Below are 24,055 nucleotides of genomic sequence, written 5' to 3' on the forward strand. Positions count from 1 at the left end.
GGCAAGCGGGCTTGATTGCAATCGCGCTTTCCGGGACAAGAAAGACCGGCCGGACACGAAGGGGGATAGGATGCCGCTACGGCAGATCATGCTGTTCGCCGCCGTCGCGTTGAGTGCGCCGGCTTTTGCGGCGGAGGCACGCGACCTTTGTCCCGACCGCCCGGGGCTTGGCACGCCGGCCTGCACGGTCGATGAGGGCCGGACGATGCTGGAGATCGGTCTCGCCGACTGGACGCTTGATCGCGGCGCGAATAGCCGGACCGACAGCTGGGTGTTTGGCGATGCATTGCTTCGCGCGGGCCTCACCCCGTCGCTGGAGTTGCAGGTCGGCTGGACGATGCTCGGCCATGTGCGCGAGCGCGATCGGGCGACGGGCAACACCAGCAGCACGACACGAACCGGCGACGTCACGCTCGCGCTACGCCAGAACCTGCACAATCCCGACGGCTCGGGGTTCTCGATCGCGGCCATGCCCTATGCGACCTTGCCGGTGGGCGGGGCGGGTGTCGGCGCGGGCGATTGGGGCGCGGGGCTGCTCGTTCCCGCCAGCTTCGATCTGGGGGCGGTCTCGCTCGGAATGACGCCGCATGTCGATGCGGCGGTCGATGCCGATGGCGACGGCCGCCATCTGGCCTATGGCACGGTGGTCGGGCTGGGTTTCGGTGTGTCGGACGATGTGTCGGCGGCCGCCGAACTATCCCTCACGCGCGACGACGACCCCGGCGGGCGCAGCACCGAGGCGCTCGCGGGCCTGTCGCTGGGCTGGCAGCCCGACGCCGAGAGCCAGTGGGATGTCGGCGTCAACGCGGGCCTCAATCGCGACAGCCCCGATGTCGAACTCTATGCGGGTTATGTCCGGCGTTTTTGACGGTGGTGGTTTTGATGGGGGCGGTCAGTCGACGATGATCTTGCCCGTCATGCCCATCGTTGAATGCATGAAGTGCGAGCAATGGACCTTGTAGGTGCCGGCCTTCGGGACCAGCGTCACATCGGCGCTTTCGCCCTTGCCGAGCGAGACGCGGCCCTTGGCGCCGCCGACGTGCGCGCGATTGGCGGCGTCCATCGTCGCCGCCGCGAAAAATTCTTCGGCGGTGAAGTCGTGCCCGCCCGATCCGGCGTTGACGAAATGGATCGTCACGCTGTGTCCGGCATGCAGATGCAGGTCGGCGGGGGTGTAGCTGAAATTCGCCATCTCGACCGTCACCTTCGCCGGAGCTTCGGCGGCGGTGACGGGCAGGGCGACGGCGAGGGCCGCGGCGGCGAGGGTCAGGAAACGCATGGCAAACACTCCTTCATCCGGAAAAGCCCGGTCGTGTCGCCCCGATTTCCTGCGCCCGGTCAGGCGCCGACCAACCGCCGGTCGCCCGCGAGCTTGAGCATCGCCTTTTGCAGCTTTTCGAATGCGCGCACCTCGATCTGGCGGACGCGTTCGCGGCTCACGTCATAGACCTGGCTCAGATCCTCGAGCGTCTTGGGATCGTCGGTCAGGCGGCGCTCGGTCAGGATGTGGCGTTCGCGCTCACCCAGCGTGTCGAGCGCCTCGTTGAGCAGCGAGTGGCGCACGTCGCGCTCCTGCGCTTCGGCAACACGTTCGTCCTGCAACGGGCCTTCGTCGCCGAGCAGGTCCTGCCACTGGCTGTCGCCATCCTCGCCCATCGGCACGTTGAGCGAGGTGTCGCCGCCCATCGCCATGCGGCGGTTCATGCTGGTGACCTCGTCCTCGGTAACGCCGAGGTCGGTCGCGATCTTGGTCAGATGTTCGGGCGTCAGGTCGCCGTCCTCGAAGGCTTCGAGCTGGTTCTTCATCCGGCGGAGGTTGAAGAACAGCTTCTTCTGCGCTGCGGTGGTGCCCATTTTGACGAGGCTCCACGAGCGCAGGATGAATTCCTGGATCGAGGCGCGGATCCACCACATCGCGTAGGTCGCGAGGCGGAAGCCGCGATCGGGGTCGAATTTCTTCACCCCCTGCATCAGGCCGATATTGCCTTCGCTGATCAGTTCGCTGACCGGCAGGCCATAGCCGCGATAGCCCATGGCGATCTTCGCCACGAGCCGCAGATGGCTGGTGACGAGCTGCGCCGCGGCTTCATTGTCGCCATGTTCCTGGAAACGTTTGGCGAGCATGAACTCCTGCTCGGGGGTGAGCAGCGGGAATTTGCGAATTTCGGACAAATACCGGTTGAGGCTGGCTTCGCCGCCAAGCGCCGGCACCGTCGCGGGAACATTGCTTTTGTTAGCCATTGGAGAGCGTCTTCCCTTAAATCCTTGAACCATGAATGCCGCAGTTGGGTCCCGCGGTCAAAATAGATTTTCATTCGAAACCTAAACGCGCAATATGTCGATCAGTTCCCGCATATCGGGGGGTATTTCGCTGTCGAGCGCGATGACGTTACCGGTCACCGGATGAATAAAGCCCAAATGGGCGGCGTGCAATGCCTGGCGCGTGAAATTCCGCGCTTTCAGTACGTCCGACAGCGGCTTTTTGGCGCGGCCATAGACCGGGTCGCCGACCAGCGGATGGCCGATATGCATCATATGGACACGCACCTGGTGGGTGCGCCCGGTCTCCAGCCGGCATTCGACGAGCGTCGCGCCCTTCAGCGGTTCGACCGTGCGATAGTGGGTGATCGCATGCTTGCCGCGGTCCTCGGCGACCACCGCCATCTTCTTGCGGTTGGTCGCTGAACGCCCGAGCGCGGCGTTGACGGTGCCGTTCGCCGGCATCGGGCGGCCGGTGGCGAGCGCCAGATAACGCCGGTCGATGCTGTGCGCGGCGAATTGCTTCGCCAGGCCTTCGTGCGCCTTGTCGTGCTTGGCGGCGACGATCAGCCCGCTGGTGTCCTTGTCGATGCGGTGGACGATCCCCGGCCGCGCGACCCCGCCAACGCCCGACAACTGCCCGGCGCAATGGTGGAGCAGGGCGTTGACCAGCGTGCCGTCGAAATTGCCTGCCGCCGGATGGACGACGAGGCCCGCGGGCTTGTCGACGACGATCAGATGCTCGTCCTCATACGCGATGACGAGGCCCAGGTCCTGCGCGACATTATGCGCCGGCGCGGGTTTGGGCAGCCGCAGTTCGAGCGTTGCCGGCACGGCCTTCGCCGAGGGGTCCCAGAGGATCGTGCCGTCGCCGCGGGCGACGCGGCCGCCCTTGATCAGCGTCTTCAATCGTTCGCGCGACAGGTCCGGCAAAGCCTCCGCCAGCGCCCGGTCGAGGCGCAAGCCGGCGGCGCTATCGCCGAGCGCCACGGTCAAAACTTGGTCGTCCCCCTGCATTGGTTCGAATGTGGTTTCGGGGCGCCGAAATTCAAGGGGGCGGGGGAGGCTTCAGGAAGTGCGGTTTCGCCGGTCGAAGCGCCATTTTCGGAAGATCAACGACGCGATCATTGCCGACGCAAAGACGTAGAAGGCGATCAGGAACATGTCCTCGCCGCTGAAAGCCTCGGTCCGAAAGCTGAAACTGAAGAGCAACAGGAGGAACAGCATCAGCATCATGACATAATAGCGATAGCTGGTGCCGGCGGTCATGATGTCGCGCATTTCGGCGCGCGATCGTTCCTGGCCCACTGCTGGCCGGCGTTCCAGCGCCCGGGCGGGTGCGCTCCAGACCCGAAGATGGGCGATCAGGAAGAGCGCCGACACGCTTCCCACCGCTGCGTAGATCACCGGCTTCGAGAGATCGCGTTCGATGACGACCGCGATCGTCACCAGCCCTAGCAATGTAACGACGGCGCCGGCGATCATGGCAAGATAGGCGCGCGGATAGTCGCGTTCGAAGGCAGATACGAAATCATCGCGCTCCCGCGGGGTCACGCGAATAGGGGCGCCCTTGCCGTATTTTCGATACAAAAAGCCGTCGCCGTCGGCCTCGAATTGCTCCGCAAACATCCTGCGCGTGCGATCGATGAGGCCGAGCTTGAACATGGCCCTGTCTTGCATCGCTCGCATCGCTCCGCAAGCCCCGCACGACGCACAAGCCTTGCGCTGGTCGCCATGCCTGCCCTAACAGCGTCGCCAACCGGAAACTGCCGGATCCGCGGGGAGCATAGCCATCCATGTCCGACGATCGCGTCGATTTCGCCTCGATGCTGGCATCGCGCCTGTGTCACGACCTTCTCAGCCCGGTCGGGGCTTTCGCCAACGGCCTCGAACTGCTCGCCGATGAACGCGATCCCGACATGCGCGCGCGCGTCACCGAACTGCTCGAACAGAGCGCGCGGACGTCGGCGAACAAGCTGAAATTCTTTCGTCTCGCCTTCGGATCGGCGGGCGGTTTCGGCGAGCTGGTGCCCGCCGACGAGGCCAAGTCGGCGATCCAGGGGATCATCGGCGATCGCGCGATCGACCTCAACTGGATGATCGGCGCCGAGCCGCTGCCCAAGCCCGCGGTGAAGATCGTCCTCAACCTCGCGCTGCTGCTGGTCGACGCGCTGGTGCGCGGCGGGCGGCTCGACATCGGGTGCGAGAATCAGGGCGGGGGCATCGAAATCGCGCTGCACGTCGAGGCCGAGCGCATCTTCCTCGACGCCGATGTCGAACGCATATTGGCCGAAGGCGAGGGCGCGAGCCCGATGACCTCGCGCACCGCGCCGGCGATTCTGGTGCAGGCGGTCGCGGCGCAGAACGGCGGCACCGTCATGCTGGCGCGCGAGACGCCGACCTCGCTGCTCGTCGGGGCCGTCCTGCGCGGCTGATTTCGGGCGCGAGCAAACGCTCCGTTAACCATTGTCCTTCATGGTGAAGCCTCAGAATTTTGGGGCGCACCGACAACGTGATGGACGATCTGCTCAACGATTTTCTCGCCGAAACGGCAGAAATATTGGCCGAGGCCGGCGGCGCGCTCGTCGCCTGGGAAGCCGACCCCGCCGATCGCGCCGGACTCGACGCGATTTTTCGCCTTGTCCATACGATCAAGGGCAGCTCGGGTTTCCTGTCATTGCCGCGCGTCACCGCGCTGTCGCACGCCGCCGAGGATGCGCTCGATCAGGTCCGCCGTGGCAATCGTGCCGCCGACGCCGCGCTCGTCACCGCGGTGCTCGCGATCGTCGACCGCCTGTCGAGCCTTTGCGCGGCGCTCGGCAACAGCGGCAAGGAACCGCAGGGCGACGATAGCGATGTGATCGGCGCACTGGCGGCTGTCGACCAAGGCCCTGCCGCACCGGCCGTGCCCTCCGAACCCGTCGCCGCGCTGACCGACGAAGACATCAACGCCGAACTGCAGAGCTGGCGCTCGATCCGGGTGCCGCTGCCTTTGCTCGACAGCGTGATGACCGGGGTCACCGACATCGTGCTCGCGCGCAACGAATTTGCGCGCCTGCTGCGCGAATCGGGCGCCGACGCGTCGGTGATCGCCTCCTTCGACCGCCTGTCCGATTCGATCGCCGGCATGCGCCAGTCGGTCAGCCAGATGCGCATGCAGCGCATCGACAAGCTTTTCTCTCCCTTGCCGCGCATCGTCCGCGACCTTGCGCAGGATTTCGGCAAGAAGGTGCGTTTCTCGACCAGCGGCGGCGAGGTCGAACTCGACCGCGAGATGATGGAGAATATCCGCGACCCGCTGATCCACATCGTCCGCAACGCGATCGACCATGGCATCGAGCCGCTCGACGAGCGTGTCGCGGTCGGCAAGGGTATCACCGCGAACATCGACGTGTCGGCGCGTCAGTCGGGCAACCAGATCGAGATCGTGGTGCGCGACGATGGTCGCGGGCTGTCGCCCGACGCGCTGGTCGCCAAGGCGATTTCGGCGCGGGTCATCGGCGCCGCCGAGGCCAAGACGCTGACCGCGCGCGAAAAGCTCGAACTCATCTTCCGCCCCGGCTTTTCTACTGCGGCGAAAATCACCGCGATCTCGGGCCGCGGTGTCGGCATGGATATCGTCAAGGCGAACCTCGAAAAGATCGGCGGCGTCGTCGAACTACGCAACGAGGAGGGCCGCGGCCTGGCCATCGTGCTGCGTGTACCGATGACCCTCACGATCATCTCCGGCCTGATGGTTCGCGCTTCGGGCCAATATTTTGCGATTCCGCGCGGATCGGTGCGCGAAATCCTGCTCGAAACGAGCGATTCGGTGCGCATCGACCGCGTCGGCGGCGGCGAGCTGGCCACCGTGCGCGGCGAGCAATTTCCGCTCCTGCGGCTCGAACATGTTCTTGGCTGCACCGTCGACGACAGCGAGGACCAGGACGACCGCGCGATCATCCTCGTCCGGCCGGGGCAGGGGCACAGCTATGCGCTGAGCGTCGCGGCGATCCACGACCATGAGGAACTGGTGATCAAGCCCGCGGCACCGATGATCATGGCGACCGGGCTCTATGCCGGGACGACCCTGCCCGACAACGGCCGCCCGGTGCTGCTGCTCGATGTCCAGGGGCTGCTCGCGGCCGCCGGGGTCGACGCGTCCGAAGCGGGCCGCATCCACGATGCGAGCGTCGAAGCCGCCGCCGAAGCCGCCGCCGCGCGCGACGCGGCGCAACTGCTGCTGTTCCGCGAGGCGGGCGGCCGCACGCGCGGGGTTCGCCTGTCGGTGATCGAACGCGTCGAGGAAGTGCCGGCGTCGGCGCTGTTCGAAAGCGCGGGTGCGGTAAAGGCGCAGATCGGCACCGAAATCTTCCCGGTCCATGCCGCGGTGGTTCCGGCCGGCCCCGAAGCGGTCAAGCTGCTCCGCCTCCACGACGGCCAGTCGGTGCTCTGCTACCCGATCGCGGCGGTGATCGACATCGTTCGCCTGCCCGACGCGGTCCAGCTGGCATCGGCGCCGGGGCTGATCGCCGGGGTCGTGCTGATCGGCGGCGAACCGGTCGAGCTGATCGATCCCTTCTGGCTGATGGCGCAATATGGCGCCGACCAGGCCGCGCCGCTGCTCCGCCAGCCGCTTTGCCGCCTGTCCGACGATGCCGACGGCTGGGCGGCGAACTTCCTCGCGCCGATCCTGCGCGGCGCGGGCTACCGCGTCGTCAGCGGTGACGAGACCGCCGACGGCGAACGCCCTGACGTCCAGCTTTGCCTCGTCGACGAACAGTCGGCGCCGGTTGCCGCCGACGTCCCGCTCGTCCGCTTGCGGTCGTCGGTCGCGGCGACGGGTCCCGACGATGACAGCATCTATCGTTACGATCGCCGCGCGCTGCTCGAAGCGCTGCGCACTCGCGTCGCAGGAGCCGACTCATGATGGAAAAACTCTATTTGATCGCGCGCATCGCCGACACGCGTGTCGCATTGCGCAGCCGCGCGATCAATTCGGTGGTGACGGTGGGCAACCCCGTCCATGTCCCCGCGGCGCCGCCGCATGTCGCGGGCCTGTTCGCGCTGCGCAGCCGCGTCTTCACGCTCATCGATCCGCATGTCGTGATCGGCCTGCCGCCGACGGCCGTCGCGCCGGGGCAGCGGGTGATCGTCGTCGATGTCGCCGACCATGGTTATGCGCTGCTCGCCGACGCGATCGAGGACGTCTGTTTCATCGACGCGCCCGAGACGCGGGTCACCGGACGGCTGCTGCCCGGCTGGGCACGCGTCGCCGATGCGATGATCGAGCATGAGGGCGCTTCGCTGCTCGTCGTCGATCCGTCGCATTTCATCACGTTGCCGGTCGCCAGGGCGGCCTGACATTAACGGGCTGAACACCCCTTTGCCTTTAGGGTGGTTCCATCACCCGGGGGTCGGAGTAAATTTATGTCGAAATCCTGTCTGGTAGTCGATGACAGCAAAGTGATCCGCAAGGTCGCACGCCACATTCTCGAAGGCATGGCCTTTTCGGTCGACGAGGCCGCGGACGGGCAGGAGGCGCTGACCTTTTGCCGCGCCAATCGTCCCGACGTGATCCTGCTCGACTGGAACATGCCGGTGATGAGCGGCATGGAATTTCTGGGGGCGTTCAACGATCTCGACTATGGGCGCGAAGAACGCCCCCGTGTCGTATTCTGCACCACCGAAAACAGCATCGACCACATCCGCGCCGCGATCGAGGCGGGGGCCGACGAATATGTGATGAAGCCGTTCGACCGCGAAACGCTCGAAGGAAAATTGCAGCTCGTCGGCGTCGCCTGAGGCGCGGCGGGTGGCGGTTTCCCGACCCCTGGCGCGCGAAGGCGCCGCGGATGCGCCGATGCCGGTGGCGCGCAACGTCCGCGTCATGCTAGTCGACGACAGCCTTGTCGTACGCAGCATCCTCGAACGGATCATCGACCAGACCGACGGCCTGACCGTTTGCGCGTCGATCGCCTCGGCACAGGACGCGCTCGCTTTTCTGGCCCGCGAACCCGTCGATGTCGTCGTGCTCGACATCGAAATGCCGGGAATGAACGGCATCACCGCGCTGCCGCTGATGCTCGAACGCGCCGAAAAGGCGCGCGTGCTGATCCTCTCGTCGAATTGCATCGAGGGTGGACCCGCGGCGATCGAGGCTTTGTCGCTTGGTGCCAGCGATACGCTCGCCAAGCCCGGCCGCGGCAGTTTTTCGGGGCGATTCGCCGAAGTGCTGACTGACCGCATCCGCACGCTGGGGCATCTGCCGTCGATCGCCCCCATCGAGATCCGCGCTGCGGCGCGCCCGGTGCCGGCGCCCGTGCCGATCGCGATCGAGACCGACCAGCCGCTCGAATGCATCGCGGTTGCCGCCTCGACCGGCGGCATTCCCGCCTTCACCAGCTTCCTGAAACATCTCGACCCGCGCATCACCGCGCCGATCCTGCTCACCCAGCATCTGCCCGACGCCTTCATGGAATTTTACGCCAAACAGATCGCGACGATGACGACGCGCAAGGTCGTCGTCGCGGCGGCGGGCATGGTGGTGGAAAAAAATCATATCTACCTCGCGCCGGGCGACGCGCATCTGATCGTCGTCGCCAGCGGGCGCCGCCGTGAAATCGCGCTCGACCGGCGTCCGGTCGCTAATGGTTGCTGTCCCTCGGCCGACCCGATGTTCGATTCGCTCGCCGACGTCTATGGCGGACGCGCGGCGGCGGTGGTGCTCAGCGGCATGGGCCGCGACGGCGCCGACGGTGCGGCGCGGCTGAAGGCGGCGGGCGGGACGATCTTTGCGCAGGCGCCCGAAAGCTGCGTCATCTGGGGCATGCCCGGCGCGGTCGCCAAGGCGGGGATCGCCGCCGCGACGCTCAATCCCGATGCGATCGCGCTGATGCTCGGCAGCTTCCTGAAAGGGCGGGTCCGGTCATGATGGGCGGGACGGCGAGCGAATCGGCCTATCGCATCCTGATGGGGGTGCTCGAATCGCGCACCGGCCAGACATTGTCGCCGAGCCGTATCTGGCGCATCGAAATGTCGCTGAAACCGGTGATGCAGCGCCATGGCATCGCCGATCTCGACGCGCTGGTCGCGGCGCTGGTGACCTCGAACAGCCGCCAGCTGCTCGACGATACGGTCGACGCGATGCTGAACAACGAGACATTTTTCTATCGCGAACACAGCGTGTTCGATGACATTGCGAAGACGGCGCTTGAACAACTTCGCGTCATAAACGCCGACAAGCGGCGCATCACCATCTGGCATTGCGGCGTATCGACCGGGCAGGAGGCCTATTCGCTGGCGATGCTGCTCGCCGAGCAGGAAGCGAAATGGGCGGGGTGGCAGGTCGACATCGTCGGCACCGACGTCAGCTATCACGCGATCAGCCGCGCGCGCGTCGGCCTGTACAGCCAGTTCGAAATCCAGCGCGGCCTGCCGGTGCAGCGCATGGTGCGCTGGTTCGACCAGACCGAGGCGGGCTGGCTGGCGAAGGCCGACCTGCGCCGCCGGATCGATTTTTCGGTGCAGAACATGCTCACCGACCGGCCGCCGCTCGCGAGCCCCGCCGACCTCATCTTCTGCCGCAACCTGCTGCTCTATTTCGCGCTGCCGATGCGGCAGAAAGCCTTTGCGCGGATGCGCGCGATGGCGGCCCCGCAAAGCTTCCTCGTGCTCGGCGCGGGCGAGACGGTGCTCGGCCAGACCGACCAATATGTCGCGAGCCCGCGGCTGCGCGGCCTCTACGAACCCGCCGACCAGCAGGTGCGGCGCGTGGCCGCCGCCTGAACCCGCCTTGCAATTTGCGCGGGGCTGGCGCAGGTGAGGGCGGGTTTGCAACGATTGGGCCGCGACACGCATGAGCGATTTTATCGAACGCTGGTCTCCCAATTTCGACGAGCGCGTGCTGCCGGTCTCGATGATCATACTCCATTATACCGGTATGAAGAGCGGTGCCGAAGCCATTGATTGGCTTGCCGATCCTGCGTCAAAGGTGTCGGCGCACTATGTCGTCAGCGAGGATGGCCAGATCACCCATATGGTGCCCGAGGACAAGCGCGCCTGGCACGCCGGGCGCGCGCACTGGCGCGGGACGAGCGACATCAATTCGGCGAGCGTCGGGATCGAGATCGTCAACCCGGGGCATGAGCATGGCTATGTACCCTTTCCCGACCCGCAGGTCGCCTCGGTCGTCCGCCTCGTCCATATGATCAAGGACCGGCATGAGGTCACCCGCGGCAATGTCGTCGGCCATTCGGACATCGCGCCGACGCGCAAGCAGGATCCGGGCGAACTCTTCCCTTGGCACGAACTCGCGCGCCGCCGTCTCGCGCTGCCGCGCCCGACCAAGAAGCTGACCGATCCGCTGTGGACCGACGCGGGGTTTTTGCTCGCGCTGGAACGGTTCGGCTATGACGTCACCGACGGTTTTGCCGCGACGGTGGCGTTCCAGCGCCGTTTCCGGCCCGAATTGATCGACGGCACGATCGATGGCGAATGCCGCGCGATCCTGTTGGCGCTGCTGCTGCCCCAGCCCGAGGGGGATTGAGGGCGACAGTGGCACGCTTCGATGCAGATTGGATGCGGAAAGACGCGAAACTGACCTTGATATTGCTTGAGGCAGTTTGTGTTTCTGCTCTGCTAGCCTACTCCATCAAGCAGGTGTTTGGTATCGATCTAGGCGTGAGCGATCATGACGCTGCGGCTGCAGCGCTGGTCGGGGCAGCGGGGGGGCTGATTTATTTCGCGTACTCGGCGCTACTCAATGCAGTACACCGCAGCGGGCACTAGTCTGTGCGACATAAGATTGGAGTGGGCTCGGCAGACCTCCCATCTTAGCGCGCCCGTATCATACAATCGCTCGTAAATGGATTTCGTTCGCGCTATGCTCGTTCCCGCCAGAGGGTCGGGCGATCGCCGCCGGTGGGGTATCCCGCCGGGGGAGGAAAGTCCGGGCTCCACGGAAACCACGGTGCCGGATAACGTCCGGCGGGCCTGTCTTCGGACAGGTTCAGGGAAAGTGCCACAGAGAAGAGACCGCCACAGGCTTCGGCCCGGCGAAAGGTGAAAGGGTGCGGTAAGAGCGCACCGCGCGGACGGTAACGGACGCGGCACGGCAAACCCCACCGGGAGCAAGGTCGAATAGGGATGGCACGAGGTTACTCAGGACCGGTTCCGGTCTCGCCATCCGGGTTGACTGCTTGAGCCGTCGGGTAACCGCCGGCCTAGAGGAATGATCGCCTATCCCCGCAAGGGGTGGACAGAACCCGGCTTACAGACCCTCTGGCATCCTCTCCCCGCCAGCGGTGCGGGAACCGCGTCGGCGGCTCCCGCGTTTGATCCGCAATCGGACGAAAGGGAAAAACCATGAAAGTCGTCGATGAACATATCGAAGTGACCGATGAGGAAGCCAGCGGCGGGGTGAAGGGGCACAATGTCCGCTACGTGCTGGCCTTTTCGCTGATCGCGGCGATCGTCGTGATGTCCGTTGCGTGGATCGTTCCCGCGCTGCTCAAATAGCGCCGGGCGGACGGCCTATTTCGCCCTCGTAAAGGCGATCAGCTGCCCCTCGGGGTCGGGCGTGTCTTCCATGAAGACCGGCTTGCCCGGCCGTTTGAAGCGCTGGACGAACGCGTCTTCATAGGCGGCGTCCTCGCCTTCGCCCGTCAGTTTCAGCACCTTGGTTTCGACGTCGCCGGTGACGAGGTTCCAGCTCATGGCATTGCCGTCATGCGCGTAAGTGCGGCTATACACCGCCGCGTCGAGCCCGATCAGCCGCATTTTCGGCTGCGCCTTGTCGGCGCGGTAGCGATAGGTCGCCGACAGCGCGGTAGTGCCGCCGGTCAGGTCCTCGATCACCAGCACGCCCTTGCCGATCGACAGCGTCGCCGGACCCAGCGGGTCGGGACCCAGGCGGAAATTGCCCGCGGGTTCATGCCCCATGTCGACCTCGCCGTGATAGCTCAGGACGACATACAGCGTCCGCGCGTCGGGGCTCGCCACCACGAACACCGTATCGGCATCGCCGTCGCCATTGAGATCGCCATCGACCCGGCTCTCGATCTCTTCCCCGAGTTCCAGCCCGTCGAGAAGCAGGGCGTCGGTGATCGGCGGCATCGGGGTGCGGGCCGGCGCGGCGTGCGCGGTGCCGCAGAGCAACAGGGCGGCGGCAATCGCCAGGCTTCGCATCATCGTCACTCCCTCGAACCCGATCAGAGTATCAGCTGTTAGCCGATCGTCCAGTCGATGGGGGTGATGCGGCACACAGGGCAGTTAGCGCTTTCCTACAATATGCCGCTGGCTTACCCTCGCGGCGGCATGAAGCGGGGGCGCGGGGTTGCCGTCGAACATGCGATCGCGTGCGAAGTTGGGCAGTTTTCCGGGGTTTCGGTGCGGCGGTATCGATCGCCGCGACTCGGGACAGGGGGCAGAATGAAACAGGTCAGGCGGATCATCGCGCTCGTCGCCGGACTTCTCGCGCTGGGCGGCCTCGCGCCGGCGGCTGCGGCGCAATCCTGCGGCACCGCGCCGCTCAAGGGCGAGCGGGTGGCGCTGCTCATCGGCAACAGCGCCTATAATGACTTCGAATGGCCGTCGCTGAAGAACGCGGTCAACGACATCGACTATGTCTGCGAGGCCTTCGAACGCGCCGGCATGGCGCCGCGGATCGTCCGCAACGCCGACAAGGCGGCGCTCGACAAGGCGCTCGACGATTTTGCCGCCAAGGCCAGGGGCGCCAAATCGGTGCTGATCTATTATGCCGGACATGGCTTCGAATATGGCGGGCGCAACTGGCTGGTGCCGATGGACGCGCCGCCAGCGACGCGCCGCGCCGATGTCGAAAAACGCTATCTGTCGATCGAGGCGCTGGTGAAGCATGTCGTTCCCAAAGGCGCCTTCACCCTGTTGTTCGTTGACGCCTGCCGCACCACCGAACCCGTGGTGCGGGTCGAGGATGTCGATGTCGCGGCTGGGGTGGCGGGGTCGGCACCGCTCGGTCTGCTCGACATCGGGCAGGGTGCCGTCTTCTATTCGACCGCGAAAGGCCGCCCCGCGCTCGATTTTGCACCGGTCGGCTCGCCGGTCAGCCCCTTCGCCGCCGCCGTGGTGCACCAGCTGGCGATCCCGGGGCTCGAAATTTCGGACTATTTCAAGATCGTGTCGCGCGACGTCTACAAGGCGACTTTCGGCATGCAGCTCGGGCCGCAGCAGCCCTTTCACTATGGCAGCTGGTTCGACGATTATTATCTCGTCGCGCCGGTCGAGGTCCCGCAGGCGCGCGCCGCCGCCGCGGCGTTGCCAGTCACGGCGGCGGCGGCACCGCCTGCGGGCGCAACGCGGGGGCCGGCGAAACCGGCGGCCGATCCGCTCGCGGACATTTCGCTCGACCGGCTGGCGATCGAGGACGAACCGCTGCTCGTCGCCGACGTCCTGGCGCATCATCCCGCCGCCCAACTGGTCGCACTCGCCGACGGTGGCCACCCGCTCGCGCAGCATCTCGCGGGCTATATGTTCTCGCTGGGCGTCGGGGTGAAGAAGGACCTGCCGCGCGCTCGCGCCTACCTTGAACAATCGGCGGCGCAGGGGTTCCCGGCCGGGCAGCAGGAACTCGCTTATCTGCTGCTCGAGAATGATCCGTCGCCGGACGATGTGAAGCGTGCCTACGACCTCTATCTCGCCTCGTCGAACGCCGGATTTTCCAAGGCCAAGACGCATCTGGCCTATCGTCTCGCGGTGGGCACCTTCGGCCCCGCCGATTTCGTCCGGTCGCAGGCGCTGTACGCCGAAGCCGCGGCGAAAGGGCATCCGGCGGCGATTTTCGCGCTCACCTATTTTCCCGACACGCGCGCCGCGAACATGGCCCGACTGCGGACGCTCGCCGACGGCGGCAATCCCGAGGGCAATCACTGGCTGTGCGAGGCGCATTTCGCCGACAAGACGCGAAAGGACGCGATCGAGGATTGCGGTGTCGGTGCCCGCGCGGGCTTCGCCGGCTCGCGCGCCATTCTCGCCGACGCCTATGCGAAGGGCGACGGTGTGCCGGTCGACGCGAAGGAGGCGGCCTTCTGGGCCAAGCTGGCGCGCGACCTTCCCGAACTCAGGAAGGACCAGCGCGACCTGATCGCCGGAGTCGGGGAATGACGCGCCGTCAGGGATAGCGGACGGCGATGATTTCCCATTCCTTGGGTCCCGCCGGCAATTGCACGGTGCGCAAATCGCCGACGGCCGCGCCGCGCAGCGCCCGGGCGAGCGGGCTGTTCCAGCCGATCCGGCCGTCGCCCGCCTCGGCTTCGTCGTCGCCGACCAGCGTGACGGTGCGCCGCGCATCGTCGTCATCGGCCAGTTCGGCGGTGGCACCGAACCAGATCCGGCTCTTGTCGGGCTGTTCCGCCGGGTCGACGACGCGCGCCGCCTTCATCCGCCGGGCGAGGAAGGACAGCCGCCGGTCGATCTCGCGCAGCCGTTTGCGGCCATAAATATAATCGCCATTCTCGCTGCGGTCGCCATTGCCCGCCGCCCAGCTGATCACCTCGACCAGCTTTGGCCGCTCGCCGCCGAGCAGTGCGTCATATTCGGCGCGCAGCGCGGCGAAGCCCGCCGGGCTGATGATGTTCGCCTTGTCCCCCGCCATGGACGATCAGCCGGGGGTGCGCTTGCCGAGATAGAAGCTCAGCGGCGCGTTCGGCAGTGCGCGGTTGCCGTCGCGCAGCGTGTCATAGACGACGGCATTTTCGAGCACCCGCTGGACATAGTTGCGCGTCTCGAAAATCGGGATCGCCTCGATCCAGTCGACCATCTCGATTCCGCCGCCGCGCGGGTCGCCGTTGGCGCGCAGCCATTTGTTCACATTGCCCGGCCCGGCATTGTACGCCGCGACCGCGAGCGGATAGCTGCCGCCGAAATAGCTGAGCATCTGCTGGAAATAGGTCGACCCCAAAGTCATGTTGTAATTGGTATCGACGGTCAGCGACCCGGCGTCGTAGTTCAGGCCGAGCTTGCCCGCGACCTCGCGCGCCGTGCCCGGCATCAACTGCATCATCCCGCGCGCGCCGGCGTGGCTGATCGCTTGCCGGTCGAACTGGCTTTCCTGCCGCGTGATCGCGTGGATGAAGGTCCAGTTGCCCTCATGGCCCGCGGGAACGCGAACGGTCGGGAAGCCCGACACCTCGACCGCGTCGAGGCTGTTCGCCTGCGCGCTGCGCCCGATCATCACGCCAAGGTCGAGGCGCCCGATCGACGACGCCAGCTGGCCGGCGAGGACATGGTCGGACGGCGTTGTCGCGCGGTTGGCGAGCGCGCGCAGGAACAGCGACTGTTCGCGCCACGCGCCGATCTCGCCGAGCGCCCGGGCGGCGCGAACGAGGCGGTCGTCCTCGAACGCGGCCTTTTCGGCCTGGCTGATCTGGATCGACGGCACGGGCACAGGGCGCGGCTGCGGCCGGCTCAGCCGCTCGAGCGACAACTGGCCGTAATATTGGTCATAATGCTGCGCGGCATCGGCGAAATGGGCGTTGGCCGTGGCGTTGTCGCCGGCCGCGAGCGCGGCGCGCCCGGCCCAGTAGAAGCCCTTGGTCCGCGTCTGCGCCGACCGCGCCGCCTCGCCATAGGTGCGGTACAGCTGCACGGCTTCGGCCGGGCGCCGCAAATCCCTGAAGGCAAGTTGGCCCGCGAGCCACGCAAGCGACGTAAAATCGTCGCGAACGCTGAGAGGGGTTTCGCGGACGACGGTGCCCGGCGGGAAGGTGTCGCTGAGCTGGCGCGCGATGTTGTAGGCGGTGAGCTTGTCGCCTGCGCTGTCGGCTGCGCGCGCATTGGTGAGCAGGGTTTCGAGCCATTCCTCGGCATCGGTCGGCGCACGGGTCAGCGTGCGCGGCGCCGCGAGCAGCGCGCGCGCCTCGACGACGCGGTTCGCCTTGCGCAGCCAGGTCGCCTTGTCGGTGATATAGCCCGCATCGCTCCGGGTCAGCGCCGGGTTGGCGCTTTCGACCGCGGCGGCTTGCAGCGCGGCGTCGACGGCATTGCTGCGCATCGCGAGCCGCGCGGCAAAGATCGCGCGCCGTTCGGGAGAGACGAAAGCCAGCTGGCGGCTCGCGGCGCCGGTGGCGCCCGACCACAGCAGGCGATCCATGCGCGCGTCATGGTCGGCCAGCGTCAGCGCGCCGGGGAAGAAAGACAGCGCCCGGCTCGTCTCGACCTCGTCGAGCGTGCCGCCGGTCCAGGCGCGGCGCACCGCGGCATTGGCCTCGTCGCGGCGGCCCGAGGCGTTGAGCGCGAGCGCGTAACGCAAATGGCCGCTCGCGGTCTGCGGCGGATAGGTCTGGAAATAGGCGAGGGTGCGCGCGGGGTCATAGCTGTCGATCGCGATCGCCTTTTCGGCGCGCGCGCGCATCTTGTCGGAATCGGGCCAGCCCTTGTTGGCGAGCAGGAAGCGCGACAGCTGGTCGAACGAGGCGCCGCTGTTGGCGGTCAGCCGCCGCCATTCCATCACCGCATCGCCGACCGAGTTGGTGCTGACCGGTGGCGACGCCGACGCCGTGGCGAGCCCCATCTGCGCCCGGTACCAGGCCATTTGTTCGGGGGTGAGCTCGCTGGCGTGCGCGATGGTGGGAAGAAAGAGGGCCGCGGCGAGCGCGAGGCGGGAAACGGGTAGCAGCGAATTCATAAGGGCCATGCTAGTGGCAAACTCCTTGCGGGGCGCTGAATAGGCGTCCATGAGCGGGCGCGCTTTGGCCAGCTATCGGTCGCGGCGCCGTTTTTGTAAAGGAGTCCGGCATGTTTTCGGGTTCGATTCCCGCCTTGGTGACGCCGTTTCGCGACGGGGCGTTCGACGCTCCGGCGTTCGCACGGCTGGTCGACTGGCAGATCGGCGAGGGGACGAGCGCGCTGGTGCCGTGCGGGACGACGGGCGAAAGCCCGACACTCGGTTTCGAAGAACATTATCAGGTCATCGATTGCTGCCTCGATGCCGCTGCGGGCCGCGTCCCGGTGATCGCCGGCTGCGGGTCGAACGACACCGCCACCGCGATCCGTCACATGCGCCACGCCCAAGCCGCCGGCGCCGCCGCCGCGCTGATCGTCGCGCCCTATTACAACAAGCCGAGCCAGGCGGGCATCCTCGCCCATTATCAAGCGCTCGCCGATGCCAGCGACCTGCCGATCGTCGTCTATAACGTTCCCGGCCGCACCGTCGCCGACATCGGCGCCGAGACGATGAACAAGCTCGCCGAAATTCCCAGCATCGTCGCGGTCAAGGACGCCAGCGGCGACCTCGCCCGCGTGACGATGCACCGGGCAGGGGCGGGCAAGGATTTCTGCCAGCTCAGCGGCAACGACGATCTGTGGCTGCCGCACGCCGCGATGGGCGGCGTCGGCTGCATCTCGGTCACCGCCAATGTCGCGCCGCGCCTGTGTGCCGAGTTCGCCGCCGCCTGCGCCGCGGGCGACTGGGCCAAGGCGCTGGCGCTGCACGACCGCTTGTTCGATCTGCACCAGGCGATGTTCAGCGACAGCTCGCCCGCGCCGGCAAAATATGCACTGTCGCGCCTCCACGACTGGTTTTCGCCCGAAGTGCGCCTACCTATCATCCCGGCGTCCGAAACATCGCGTGCGGCCGTCGATGCCGCATTGTCCGCGGCTGGAGTGATCTAGGTTTAAAATGGCCCGCCCGCAGTCTGCCGCCGAATTCGACAAGAAAAAGATCGTCGCCGAGAACCGGCGCGCGCGCTTCGACTTTGCCATCGAACAGGTGTTCGAGGCGGGGATCGCGCTGCAGGGGACCGAGGTCAAGGCGCTGCGCTTCGGCGAGGGCACGATCGCCGAAAGCTATGCCGAGGTAAAAGGCGGTGAAGTGTGGCTGATCAACGCCAACATTCCCGAATATAGCCACGGCAACCGGTTGAACCATGAACCGAAAAGGCCGCGCAAGCTGTTGCTCAACTGGCGCGAGGTCAACAAGATGCACGCCGGGGTCGCACGGCAGGGCATGACGCTCGTGCCGCTCTCGGTCTATTTCAACAGCCGCGGCCGCGCCAAGGTCGAACTCGCGCTCGCCAAGGGCAAGAAGGCGCATGACAAGCGCGAATCGATCAAGGAACGCGACTGGAAGCGCGACAAGCAGCGCCTGATGAAGGACCGCGGATGAGCGGGCCGGAGAAAAAGGTGCGCGACAAGGCGGCGGTGATGAACTGGATCCGCCGCAACTCGCCCTCGCGCGAGGAGTTGCTGGAAAGCCGCTTCATCAAGCCGTTCGCGCACCGCGTCGCGCACAGCCATTTGTGGCGCTTCACGCGGACTTCGGTGCGGCGCGGCACCGCGCTCGGGCTGTTCGTCGGTATCTTCTTCCTCATCCCCGGCGTCCAGATCCTTGGCGTCGCGCTGCTCGCGCTGCCCTTTCGTGCCAATATCCCGATCGGCGCTGCGATGACTTTCCTGTCCAACCCGGTGACCACGCCGCTGATCCTCGCGGCGTCGGTGTGGCTCGGCAGCTTCCTGTTCGGGCTGCACACCAATGTCTCGAACCTCTACATTCTCTATGATGAGGGTGCCTCGCTCGTCGAATGGTGGGACTGGTTCACCGCGAATGCCGGCACCGCGCTGCTCGGCGGACTGGCGGGGCTGTTCGTGATCTCGGCGGTGTCGGCGGTCGTTGGCTATGTGCTCGCGTCGGTGATCTGGGACAATTGGATTCGCCTCCGCTGGCGCCGCAAGATCAGCCGCGCGCGCGACAAACGACTTGAGGCATCGACGAGCGACACGGTGGTCGGTTGAACCGCCCGCGCGGCGGCGTATAGATTTTCCCATCGCAAGATCGCCCCGCATGCATCGCGGAGCCATATACCACTGGGGAATATCATGACTCGTCCGACACAGCATCCTCGCCTTCTGGCGACCGCGGCGCTTGGCGCCCTGCTCTTTGCCGCCGTGCCCGCCATCGCCAAGGAAAAGGCGACGACGACCGAGGCCGCCGCGAAACCCGCCGCCAAGCCCGAGATCGGCGATTTCGGTTTCGACGCGACCGGCATGGACAAGAGCGTCCAGCCCGGCGACGATTTCTATGCCTATGCCAATGGCGCCTGGGCCAAGAAGACCCTCATCCCCGATGACAAGTCCAATTACGGCATGTTCACCGCGCTCGCGGACCTGTCGCAGACGCGCACCCGCGAAATCCTCGACGTGGCGAAGAGCGACCCGAACAGCATGATCGGCCGCGCTTACGCCTCCTATCTCGACGGTGCGGCGGTCGAGGCCAAGGGCCTGGCGCCGATCCAGCCCTGGCTGGCCAAGATTCGCGCCGTCGACAAGGCGGGCCTCGCCAAGCTGCTCGCCGAAGCCGACCGCAGCGGCGTCCAGCATTTCTTCGGCGGCTATGTCGGGCAGGACGACAAGAACCCCGACGTCTACATCTATTCGGTGTTCCAGGGCGGCATCGGCATGCCCGACCGCGACTTCTATCTGAAGGACGGCGAGCGTAACGCCAAGCTGCAGGCGGCGTACCTCAAGCATCTGGAAAATGTGCTGCTGCTGGCGGGCGAAACCAACGCCGCGGCGCGCGCGCAGGCGATCTATGACTTCGAAAAGCAGGTCGCGACGGTCCATTGGGACAAGAACGACAGCAGCGACGCGACCAAGACCTATAACAAGATGACGATAGGTGAACTGACGCAGGCGGCTCCCGGCTTCGACTGGGCGGCCTTCGTCAAGGGCATCGGCATCAACGAAACCTCGCTGATCGTGGCGCAGCCGACCGCCTTCACCGGCGAGGCCAAGTTGCTCGCCGACGCGCCGATCGGCGTGATCCGCGACGCGCTGATCGTGCGCAGCCTCGACGCCTTCTCGGGCGTGCTGCCCGATGCCGTCGCCAAGGAAGCCTTCTCCTTCTATGGCACCGCGCTGTCGGGCACGCCGCAGATGCAGGAGCGCTGGAAGCGCGCGGTCGATTTCACCACCAACAATATGGGCGAGGCCGTCGGGCAGGATTATGTCGCGAAATATTTCCCGCCCGAAACCAAGGCGGCGATGGACGGGCTGGTCAAGAATGTGCTCGCCGCGCTCGACACCCGCATCGGCAACCTCGAATGGATGCAGCCTGAAACCAAGGTGAAGGCGAAGAAGAAGCTTGCGAATTTCACCACCAAGATCGGCTATCCCGACCGGTGGAAGGATTATGGCAAGCTCGAGATCAAGGCCGACGACCTGTTCGGCAATGCGTTGCGGTCGAACCAGTTCGCACATGACGACAATGTCAGCCGCCTCGGCGGTCCGATCCGTCGCTGGGAATGGGGGATGACCCCGATGGAGGTCAACGCTTACGCCAATTTCGGCATGAACGAGATCGTCTTCCCGGCCGCGATCCTGCAGCCGCCCTTCTTTGACCCGCACGCCGATGCGGCGGTCAACTACGGCGGCATCGGTGCGGTGATCGGGCACGAGATCAGCCATCATTTCGACGATCAGGGCGCGAAATATGACGAGACCGGCAAGCTCGCCGACTGGTGGACCCCCGCCGACGTCGCGGCGTTCGAAGCCGCCGGCAAGGCGCTGGTCGCGCAGTATGACGCCTATGAAGTGCTGCCCGGCGAACATCTCGACGGCACCTTCACGCTGGGCGAGAATATTGGCGATCTCGCGGGTCTGACGATCGCCTATGACGCCTATCAGAAGTCGCTGGGCGGCAAGCCGGCGCCGGTGATCGACGGACTGACCGGCGACCAGCGCTTCTTCCTCGGCTGGGCGCAGGTGTGGCGGCGCAACTATCGCGAGCAGAATCTGGCGCAGCGCATCACCACCGATCCGCATTCGCCCTCGATCCAGCGGACTTGGGTCTCGCGCAACCTTGACCCTTGGTATAAGGCCTATCAGATCAAGGAAGGCCAGAAGCTGTATCTGGCGCCGGCGGACCGCGTCCGCATCTGGTAACGCCTTAAAGGGACATCTCATTGACCACCACGAGCCTGCCTTCCGCTGAAAATGACTTCAGCAGGGGGGCAGGCCCGGGGGTGTCGCCGGAGCTTGCCGGCGGGCTGTCGCGGTTCGACGCGGCGCTGCTCGGCGGGTTGGCGATCGTGTCGATGGCGCTGTTGTTCTGGGCCACGCGCGACGCGGTGCTGGCGGCGGGCTTCCTTGCCGGGCTGGCGGTTACCGGCGGCGCGGTGATCCTGCTGCGCCGGCTTTTTCCTGCGGCCGTCGGCGGCGAGGCGGCGTTGCCCGACTGGACGATGCTGCGCGCTGCGGTCGATCATGACGATGTCGGTATCGCGGTGACCGACCGCGCCGGGCGACTCGTCTGCGCCAACGACCTGTTCGCGACCTGGATGGGCGGCTTCGTGACCCCGCCCGGCCTGCCGCTCGAAGGACGCGGCGCCGAACTGCTCAAGAACGCCGGGCGCACCGCCTGGCGTGACGGCCAGGGCGAGGTCGAAGACCTGACGGTCGGCACCCTCCACCTGCGCGCGCAGGTGATCCGCACCGGCCTGTCCGAAGATTATCTGGTGTGGCGTTTTTCGGCGGTCGAACGGCTCGATCTCGTCTCCGAAATCAGCCGTCATCTCGACGGCCCGGCGGGCCGCACGCTCGGCCAGGCGGGGATCATGGCGGCGCTGGTCAACGCCGAGGGGCGACTGCGCGTTGCCAATCACGCCTTCCTGCTGCGCGCGCTGGGGGAGAGCGACGCGACCCATTATGCGGGCCGCGACGTCGCGCCGCTGCTCCGGCTCGACGATGCCGGGACGCTCTATTTCGGGCGCGAGGGCGAACGTGCGACGCCGGTCCGCCTGCTCCAGATCCCGTTGATTCCCGCCGACAGCCATGGTCCGATGCTGCTGGCGCTGATCGACGAGGAGGTCGGCGCGGCCGATCGCGGCACCGCGCAAACTTATGTCGAGACCTTGCTGTCGCTGCTGCCCTTCGGGCTCGCGATGGTCGATCGCGACGGGCGCTTCCTCTATATGAACCGCGCTTTCGTGCGCGCCGCTGGATTGTCCGAGAGCAAGATGCCGCGCTACCCCGGCGATATCGTCGTCAGCGAGGACAAGGGCCCGCTCGCCGACATGATTCGTCGCCACAGCAGCGGGCAACAGGTCGGCGGCGACCTGTCGATCCGGCTCGCCGGGCAGGGCGACGAGCCGGTGTCGATGCGCGTCGTCGGGGTGCGTGGGCTCGGCGAGGCGGCGGTGCTGCTGAGCCTCAAGGATTCGAGCGAAGAATCGCGCCTCAAGCGCCAGGTCGCGCAGGCGTCGAAGATGCAGGCGGTCGGCCAGCTCGCGGGCGGCGTTGCGCATGATTTCAACAACATATTGACCGCAGTGCTCGGCAGCTGCGACCTGATGCTCATGCGGCATACGCCCGGCGACAGCGATTATGACGATATTCAGCAGATTCGCAGCAACGCCAATCGCGCCGCCAGCCTGACGCGGCAATTGCTCGCTTTCTCGCGGCAACAGACACTGCGTCCGCAGATCCTGCAATTGCCCGACGTGATTTCGGAGGTGTCGCACCTCCTGAAACGCCTGATCGGTGAGACGGTGCAATTGTCGGTGCGCCACGGGCGCGGACTGGGCGCGGTGCGTGCCGACCCGGGGCAACTCGAACAGGTTATCATCAACCTTGCGGTCAATGCGCGCGATGCGATGGCGGGGCAGGGCACGCTGACGATGGAGACCTATCCGGTCACCGCCGCCGAGGTGCGCGCGATGGGCAGCGACGTGATGCCGCCCGCCGATTATAGCGCGCTCAAGGTCAGCGACACCGGCGGCGGCATTCCCGCCGACGTGCTGCCCAAGATTTTCGAGCCCTTTTTCACCACCAAGGATGTCGGCAAGGGAACCGGACTCGGCCTCTCGACCGTCTATGGCATCATCAAGCAGTCGGCGGGCTTCATCTTCGCCGACAGCAAGCCGGGCGAGGGCGCGAGCTTCACCATCTACCTGCCGGTCCATCGCGCCGACAAGGATGCTCCCGCCGCCGCGCCGCCGCCCCCCAAACCCAAGAAGAGCCAGTGGGGCACCGGCACGATCCTTCTCGTCGAGGACGAGGATATGGTGCGTGCGGTCGCCGAGCGGGCGCTGACCCGCGCCGGCTACACCGTCGTCACCGCGTCGCAGGGCGAGGAAGGGCTCGAACGCTTCGGCCAGATGGACAAGGTCGACCTGATCCTGACCGACGTGATGATGCCGACGATGGACGGGCCGGCGATGGTCCGCGCGTTGCGCGCCAAGCGTCCCGACCTGCCCGTTTTGTTCATGTCGGGCTATGCCGAGGAACAATTGCGCCAGTCGATCGATATTGATCATGTGTCCTTCCTTCCCAAGCCCTTTTCGGTCGCGCAATTGACCGAGGCGACCTCGGCGGCGCTCGACGCCGCGGCGCAGCGGGCCGGCTGATGACGGCGAATCGCAACATCCTGCTCGTCGAGGACGATGTGCTGATCGGCATGATGCTGGTCGACATGTTCGACGCGCTGGGCTTCCCCGAACCCGCACAGGCGGCGAGCGTCGAGGATGCTCTGGCGATCATCGCGGCGCAGCCGGTCGACGCGGCGCTGGTCGACATCAATCTCGGCGAGGCGAAGGGCTGGCCGGTCGCCGATGCGCTCGCGGCGAAGGATATTCCCTTCGCCTTCACGTCGGGTGGTGGCGACGCGATTCCGCCGGCGCACGCCCACCGCAAGCTGGTATCGAAGCCGTTCCGGCTCAGCGAAATCGAAACCGTTCTCAACGAATTTTTCGACGGATAAGCGTGCGGTTTTCGCCGTCGCAATAAATTTTGTTCTACCCTTGTTCCTTGAGAACAAATGCCGTACACAGGTCCGGCGTTGCGATGC

At 66.1% G+C, this 24,055-nt stretch carries 24 protein-coding genes and 1 other RNA gene; 18 read left to right on the plus strand and 7 right to left on the minus strand.

What is annotated here, in order from left to right; genetic code table 11:
* Positions 1–70 precede the first annotated feature (70 nt).
* On the plus strand, positions 71–868 hold the full coding sequence (locus ASD67_RS16345) for a transporter (protein ID WP_056349593.1): 798 nt from the start codon (positions 71–73) through the stop codon (positions 866–868).
* A 24-nt stretch (positions 869–892) separates the two neighbouring features.
* Here the strand turns inward: ASD67_RS16345 and ASD67_RS16350 are convergent, their stop codons facing one another.
* The 4 genes from ASD67_RS16350 to ASD67_RS16365 form a co-directional block, all read right to left on the minus strand.
* Positions 893–1,279 (minus strand): cupredoxin domain-containing protein, encoded by a 387-nt coding sequence (locus ASD67_RS16350; protein ID WP_056349596.1) that lies wholly within the window; start codon positions 1,277–1,279, stop codon positions 893–895.
* Positions 1,280–1,338: 59 nt separating this feature from the next.
* Positions 1,339–2,241, minus strand: a complete 903-nt coding sequence (gene rpoH, locus ASD67_RS16355) for an RNA polymerase sigma factor RpoH (RefSeq protein ID WP_056349598.1) — start codon at positions 2,239–2,241, stop codon at positions 1,339–1,341.
* Between the two features lie 81 nt (positions 2,242–2,322).
* Positions 2,323–3,276 carry an RluA family pseudouridine synthase gene (locus tag ASD67_RS16360; RefSeq protein ID WP_056349602.1) on the minus strand — a complete coding sequence of 318 codons (954 nt, stop codon included), beginning with the start codon at positions 3,274–3,276 and terminating at the stop codon, positions 2,323–2,325.
* Between the two features lie 51 nt (positions 3,277–3,327).
* Positions 3,328–3,939 (minus strand): hypothetical protein, encoded by a 612-nt coding sequence (locus tag ASD67_RS16365; RefSeq protein WP_162248600.1) that lies wholly within the window; start codon positions 3,937–3,939, stop codon positions 3,328–3,330.
* 116 nt (positions 3,940–4,055) lie between these two features.
* Here ASD67_RS16365 and ASD67_RS16370 point away from each other — a divergent pair, with 116 nt between their 5' ends.
* The 10 genes from ASD67_RS16370 to ASD67_RS23505 all read left to right on the plus strand — a co-directional run bounded on the left by ASD67_RS16370 (position 4,056) and on the right by ASD67_RS23505 (position 11,757).
* Complete coding sequence (locus ASD67_RS16370) at positions 4,056–4,694, plus strand: histidine phosphotransferase family protein (RefSeq protein ID WP_056349609.1); 639 nt, start codon at positions 4,056–4,058, stop codon at positions 4,692–4,694.
* Positions 4,695–4,753: 59 nt separating this feature from the next.
* Entirely contained in the window at positions 4,754–7,168 is a 2,415-nt protein-coding gene (locus ASD67_RS16375) for a chemotaxis protein CheA (RefSeq protein ID WP_235535706.1), read from the plus strand.
* The gene (locus ASD67_RS16380; protein WP_082545109.1) at positions 7,168–7,602 is read left to right on the plus strand and encodes a chemotaxis protein CheW; all 435 of its coding nucleotides are present in this window, start codon (positions 7,168–7,170) and stop codon (positions 7,600–7,602) included. The genes ASD67_RS16375 and ASD67_RS16380 overlap by 1 nt, the downstream gene beginning before the upstream one ends.
* A 66-nt stretch (positions 7,603–7,668) precedes the next feature.
* Positions 7,669–8,043 carry a response regulator gene (locus ASD67_RS16385; protein ID WP_056349620.1) on the plus strand — a complete coding sequence of 125 codons (375 nt, stop codon included), beginning with the start codon at positions 7,669–7,671 and terminating at the stop codon, positions 8,041–8,043.
* Between the two features lie 10 nt (positions 8,044–8,053).
* Entirely contained in the window at positions 8,054–9,172 is a 1,119-nt protein-coding gene (gene cheB, locus ASD67_RS16390) for a chemotaxis-specific protein-glutamate methyltransferase CheB (protein ID WP_056349623.1), read from the plus strand.
* Positions 9,169–10,026, plus strand: coding sequence for a CheR family methyltransferase (locus ASD67_RS16395; protein ID WP_056349626.1), 858 nt, complete (start codon positions 9,169–9,171; stop codon positions 10,024–10,026). Before cheB ends, ASD67_RS16395 begins: the two co-directional genes overlap by 4 nt.
* Before the next feature lie 70 nt (positions 10,027–10,096).
* Positions 10,097–10,786, plus strand: a complete 690-nt coding sequence (locus ASD67_RS16400) for an N-acetylmuramoyl-L-alanine amidase (protein ID WP_056349629.1) — start codon at positions 10,097–10,099, stop codon at positions 10,784–10,786.
* An 8-nt stretch (positions 10,787–10,794) separates the two neighbouring features.
* On the plus strand, positions 10,795–11,028 hold the full coding sequence (locus ASD67_RS16405) for a hypothetical protein (protein WP_156377747.1): 234 nt from the start codon (positions 10,795–10,797) through the stop codon (positions 11,026–11,028).
* 107 nt (positions 11,029–11,135) lie between these two features.
* An RNA gene (gene rnpB, locus ASD67_RS22475) (RNase P RNA component class A) lies at positions 11,136–11,528 on the plus strand.
* 76 nt (positions 11,529–11,604) lie between these two features.
* On the plus strand, positions 11,605–11,757 hold the full coding sequence (locus tag ASD67_RS23505) for a hypothetical protein (RefSeq protein WP_200938049.1): 153 nt from the start codon (positions 11,605–11,607) through the stop codon (positions 11,755–11,757).
* A gap of 15 nt (positions 11,758–11,772) precedes the next feature.
* Here the strand turns inward: ASD67_RS23505 and ASD67_RS16410 are convergent, their stop codons facing one another.
* Positions 11,773–12,429, minus strand: coding sequence for a hypothetical protein (locus ASD67_RS16410; protein ID WP_056349635.1), 657 nt, complete (start codon positions 12,427–12,429; stop codon positions 11,773–11,775).
* Positions 12,430–12,669: 240 nt separating this feature from the next.
* On the opposite strand from ASD67_RS16410, the gene ASD67_RS16415 reads away from it, so the two are divergent.
* Positions 12,670–14,379, plus strand: coding sequence for a caspase family protein (locus ASD67_RS16415; RefSeq protein WP_056349638.1), 1,710 nt, complete (start codon positions 12,670–12,672; stop codon positions 14,377–14,379).
* Between the two features lie 7 nt (positions 14,380–14,386).
* Here ASD67_RS16415 and greB read toward each other — a convergent pair whose 3' ends face one another.
* Complete coding sequence (greB, locus tag ASD67_RS16420) at positions 14,387–14,869, minus strand: transcription elongation factor GreB (RefSeq protein WP_056349641.1); 483 nt, start codon at positions 14,867–14,869, stop codon at positions 14,387–14,389.
* Positions 14,870–14,875: 6 nt separating this feature from the next.
* The gene (locus ASD67_RS16425; protein WP_082545113.1) at positions 14,876–16,909 is read right to left on the minus strand and encodes a lytic transglycosylase domain-containing protein; all 2,034 of its coding nucleotides are present in this window, start codon (positions 16,907–16,909) and stop codon (positions 14,876–14,878) included.
* A gap of 101 nt (positions 16,910–17,010) precedes the next feature.
* Here ASD67_RS16425 and dapA point away from each other — a divergent pair, with 101 nt between their 5' ends.
* From dapA to ASD67_RS16455, 6 genes are all read left to right on the plus strand, one after another.
* Positions 17,011–17,886, plus strand: a complete 876-nt coding sequence (gene dapA / locus ASD67_RS16430; RefSeq protein ID WP_056349647.1) for a 4-hydroxy-tetrahydrodipicolinate synthase — start codon at positions 17,011–17,013, stop codon at positions 17,884–17,886.
* Positions 17,887–17,893: 7 nt separating this feature from the next.
* The gene (gene smpB, locus ASD67_RS16435; RefSeq protein WP_056349650.1) at positions 17,894–18,379 is read left to right on the plus strand and encodes an SsrA-binding protein SmpB; all 486 of its coding nucleotides are present in this window, start codon (positions 17,894–17,896) and stop codon (positions 18,377–18,379) included.
* Positions 18,376–19,005 carry a DUF2062 domain-containing protein gene (locus ASD67_RS16440; RefSeq protein ID WP_082545114.1) on the plus strand — a complete coding sequence of 210 codons (630 nt, stop codon included), beginning with the start codon at positions 18,376–18,378 and terminating at the stop codon, positions 19,003–19,005. Before smpB ends, ASD67_RS16440 begins: the two co-directional genes overlap by 4 nt.
* Positions 19,006–19,089: 84 nt before the next feature.
* Positions 19,090–21,153 (plus strand): M13 family metallopeptidase, encoded by a 2,064-nt coding sequence (locus tag ASD67_RS16445; protein ID WP_056349653.1) that lies wholly within the window; start codon positions 19,090–19,092, stop codon positions 21,151–21,153.
* A gap of 152 nt (positions 21,154–21,305) precedes the next feature.
* On the plus strand, positions 21,306–23,615 hold the full coding sequence (locus tag ASD67_RS16450; protein WP_056352036.1) for a hybrid sensor histidine kinase/response regulator: 2,310 nt from the start codon (positions 21,306–21,308) through the stop codon (positions 23,613–23,615).
* Positions 23,615–23,968: a response regulator gene (locus tag ASD67_RS16455; protein ID WP_056349656.1), complete on the plus strand. Its 354-nt coding sequence runs from the start codon at positions 23,615–23,617 to the stop codon at positions 23,966–23,968. Before ASD67_RS16450 ends, ASD67_RS16455 begins: the two co-directional genes overlap by 1 nt.
* Positions 23,969–24,055: the final 87 nt, after the last annotated feature.

Source organism: Sphingopyxis sp. Root1497, assembly GCF_001427085.1.
In the GTDB taxonomy this organism is placed as follows: Bacteria; Pseudomonadota; Alphaproteobacteria; order Sphingomonadales; family Sphingomonadaceae; genus Sphingopyxis.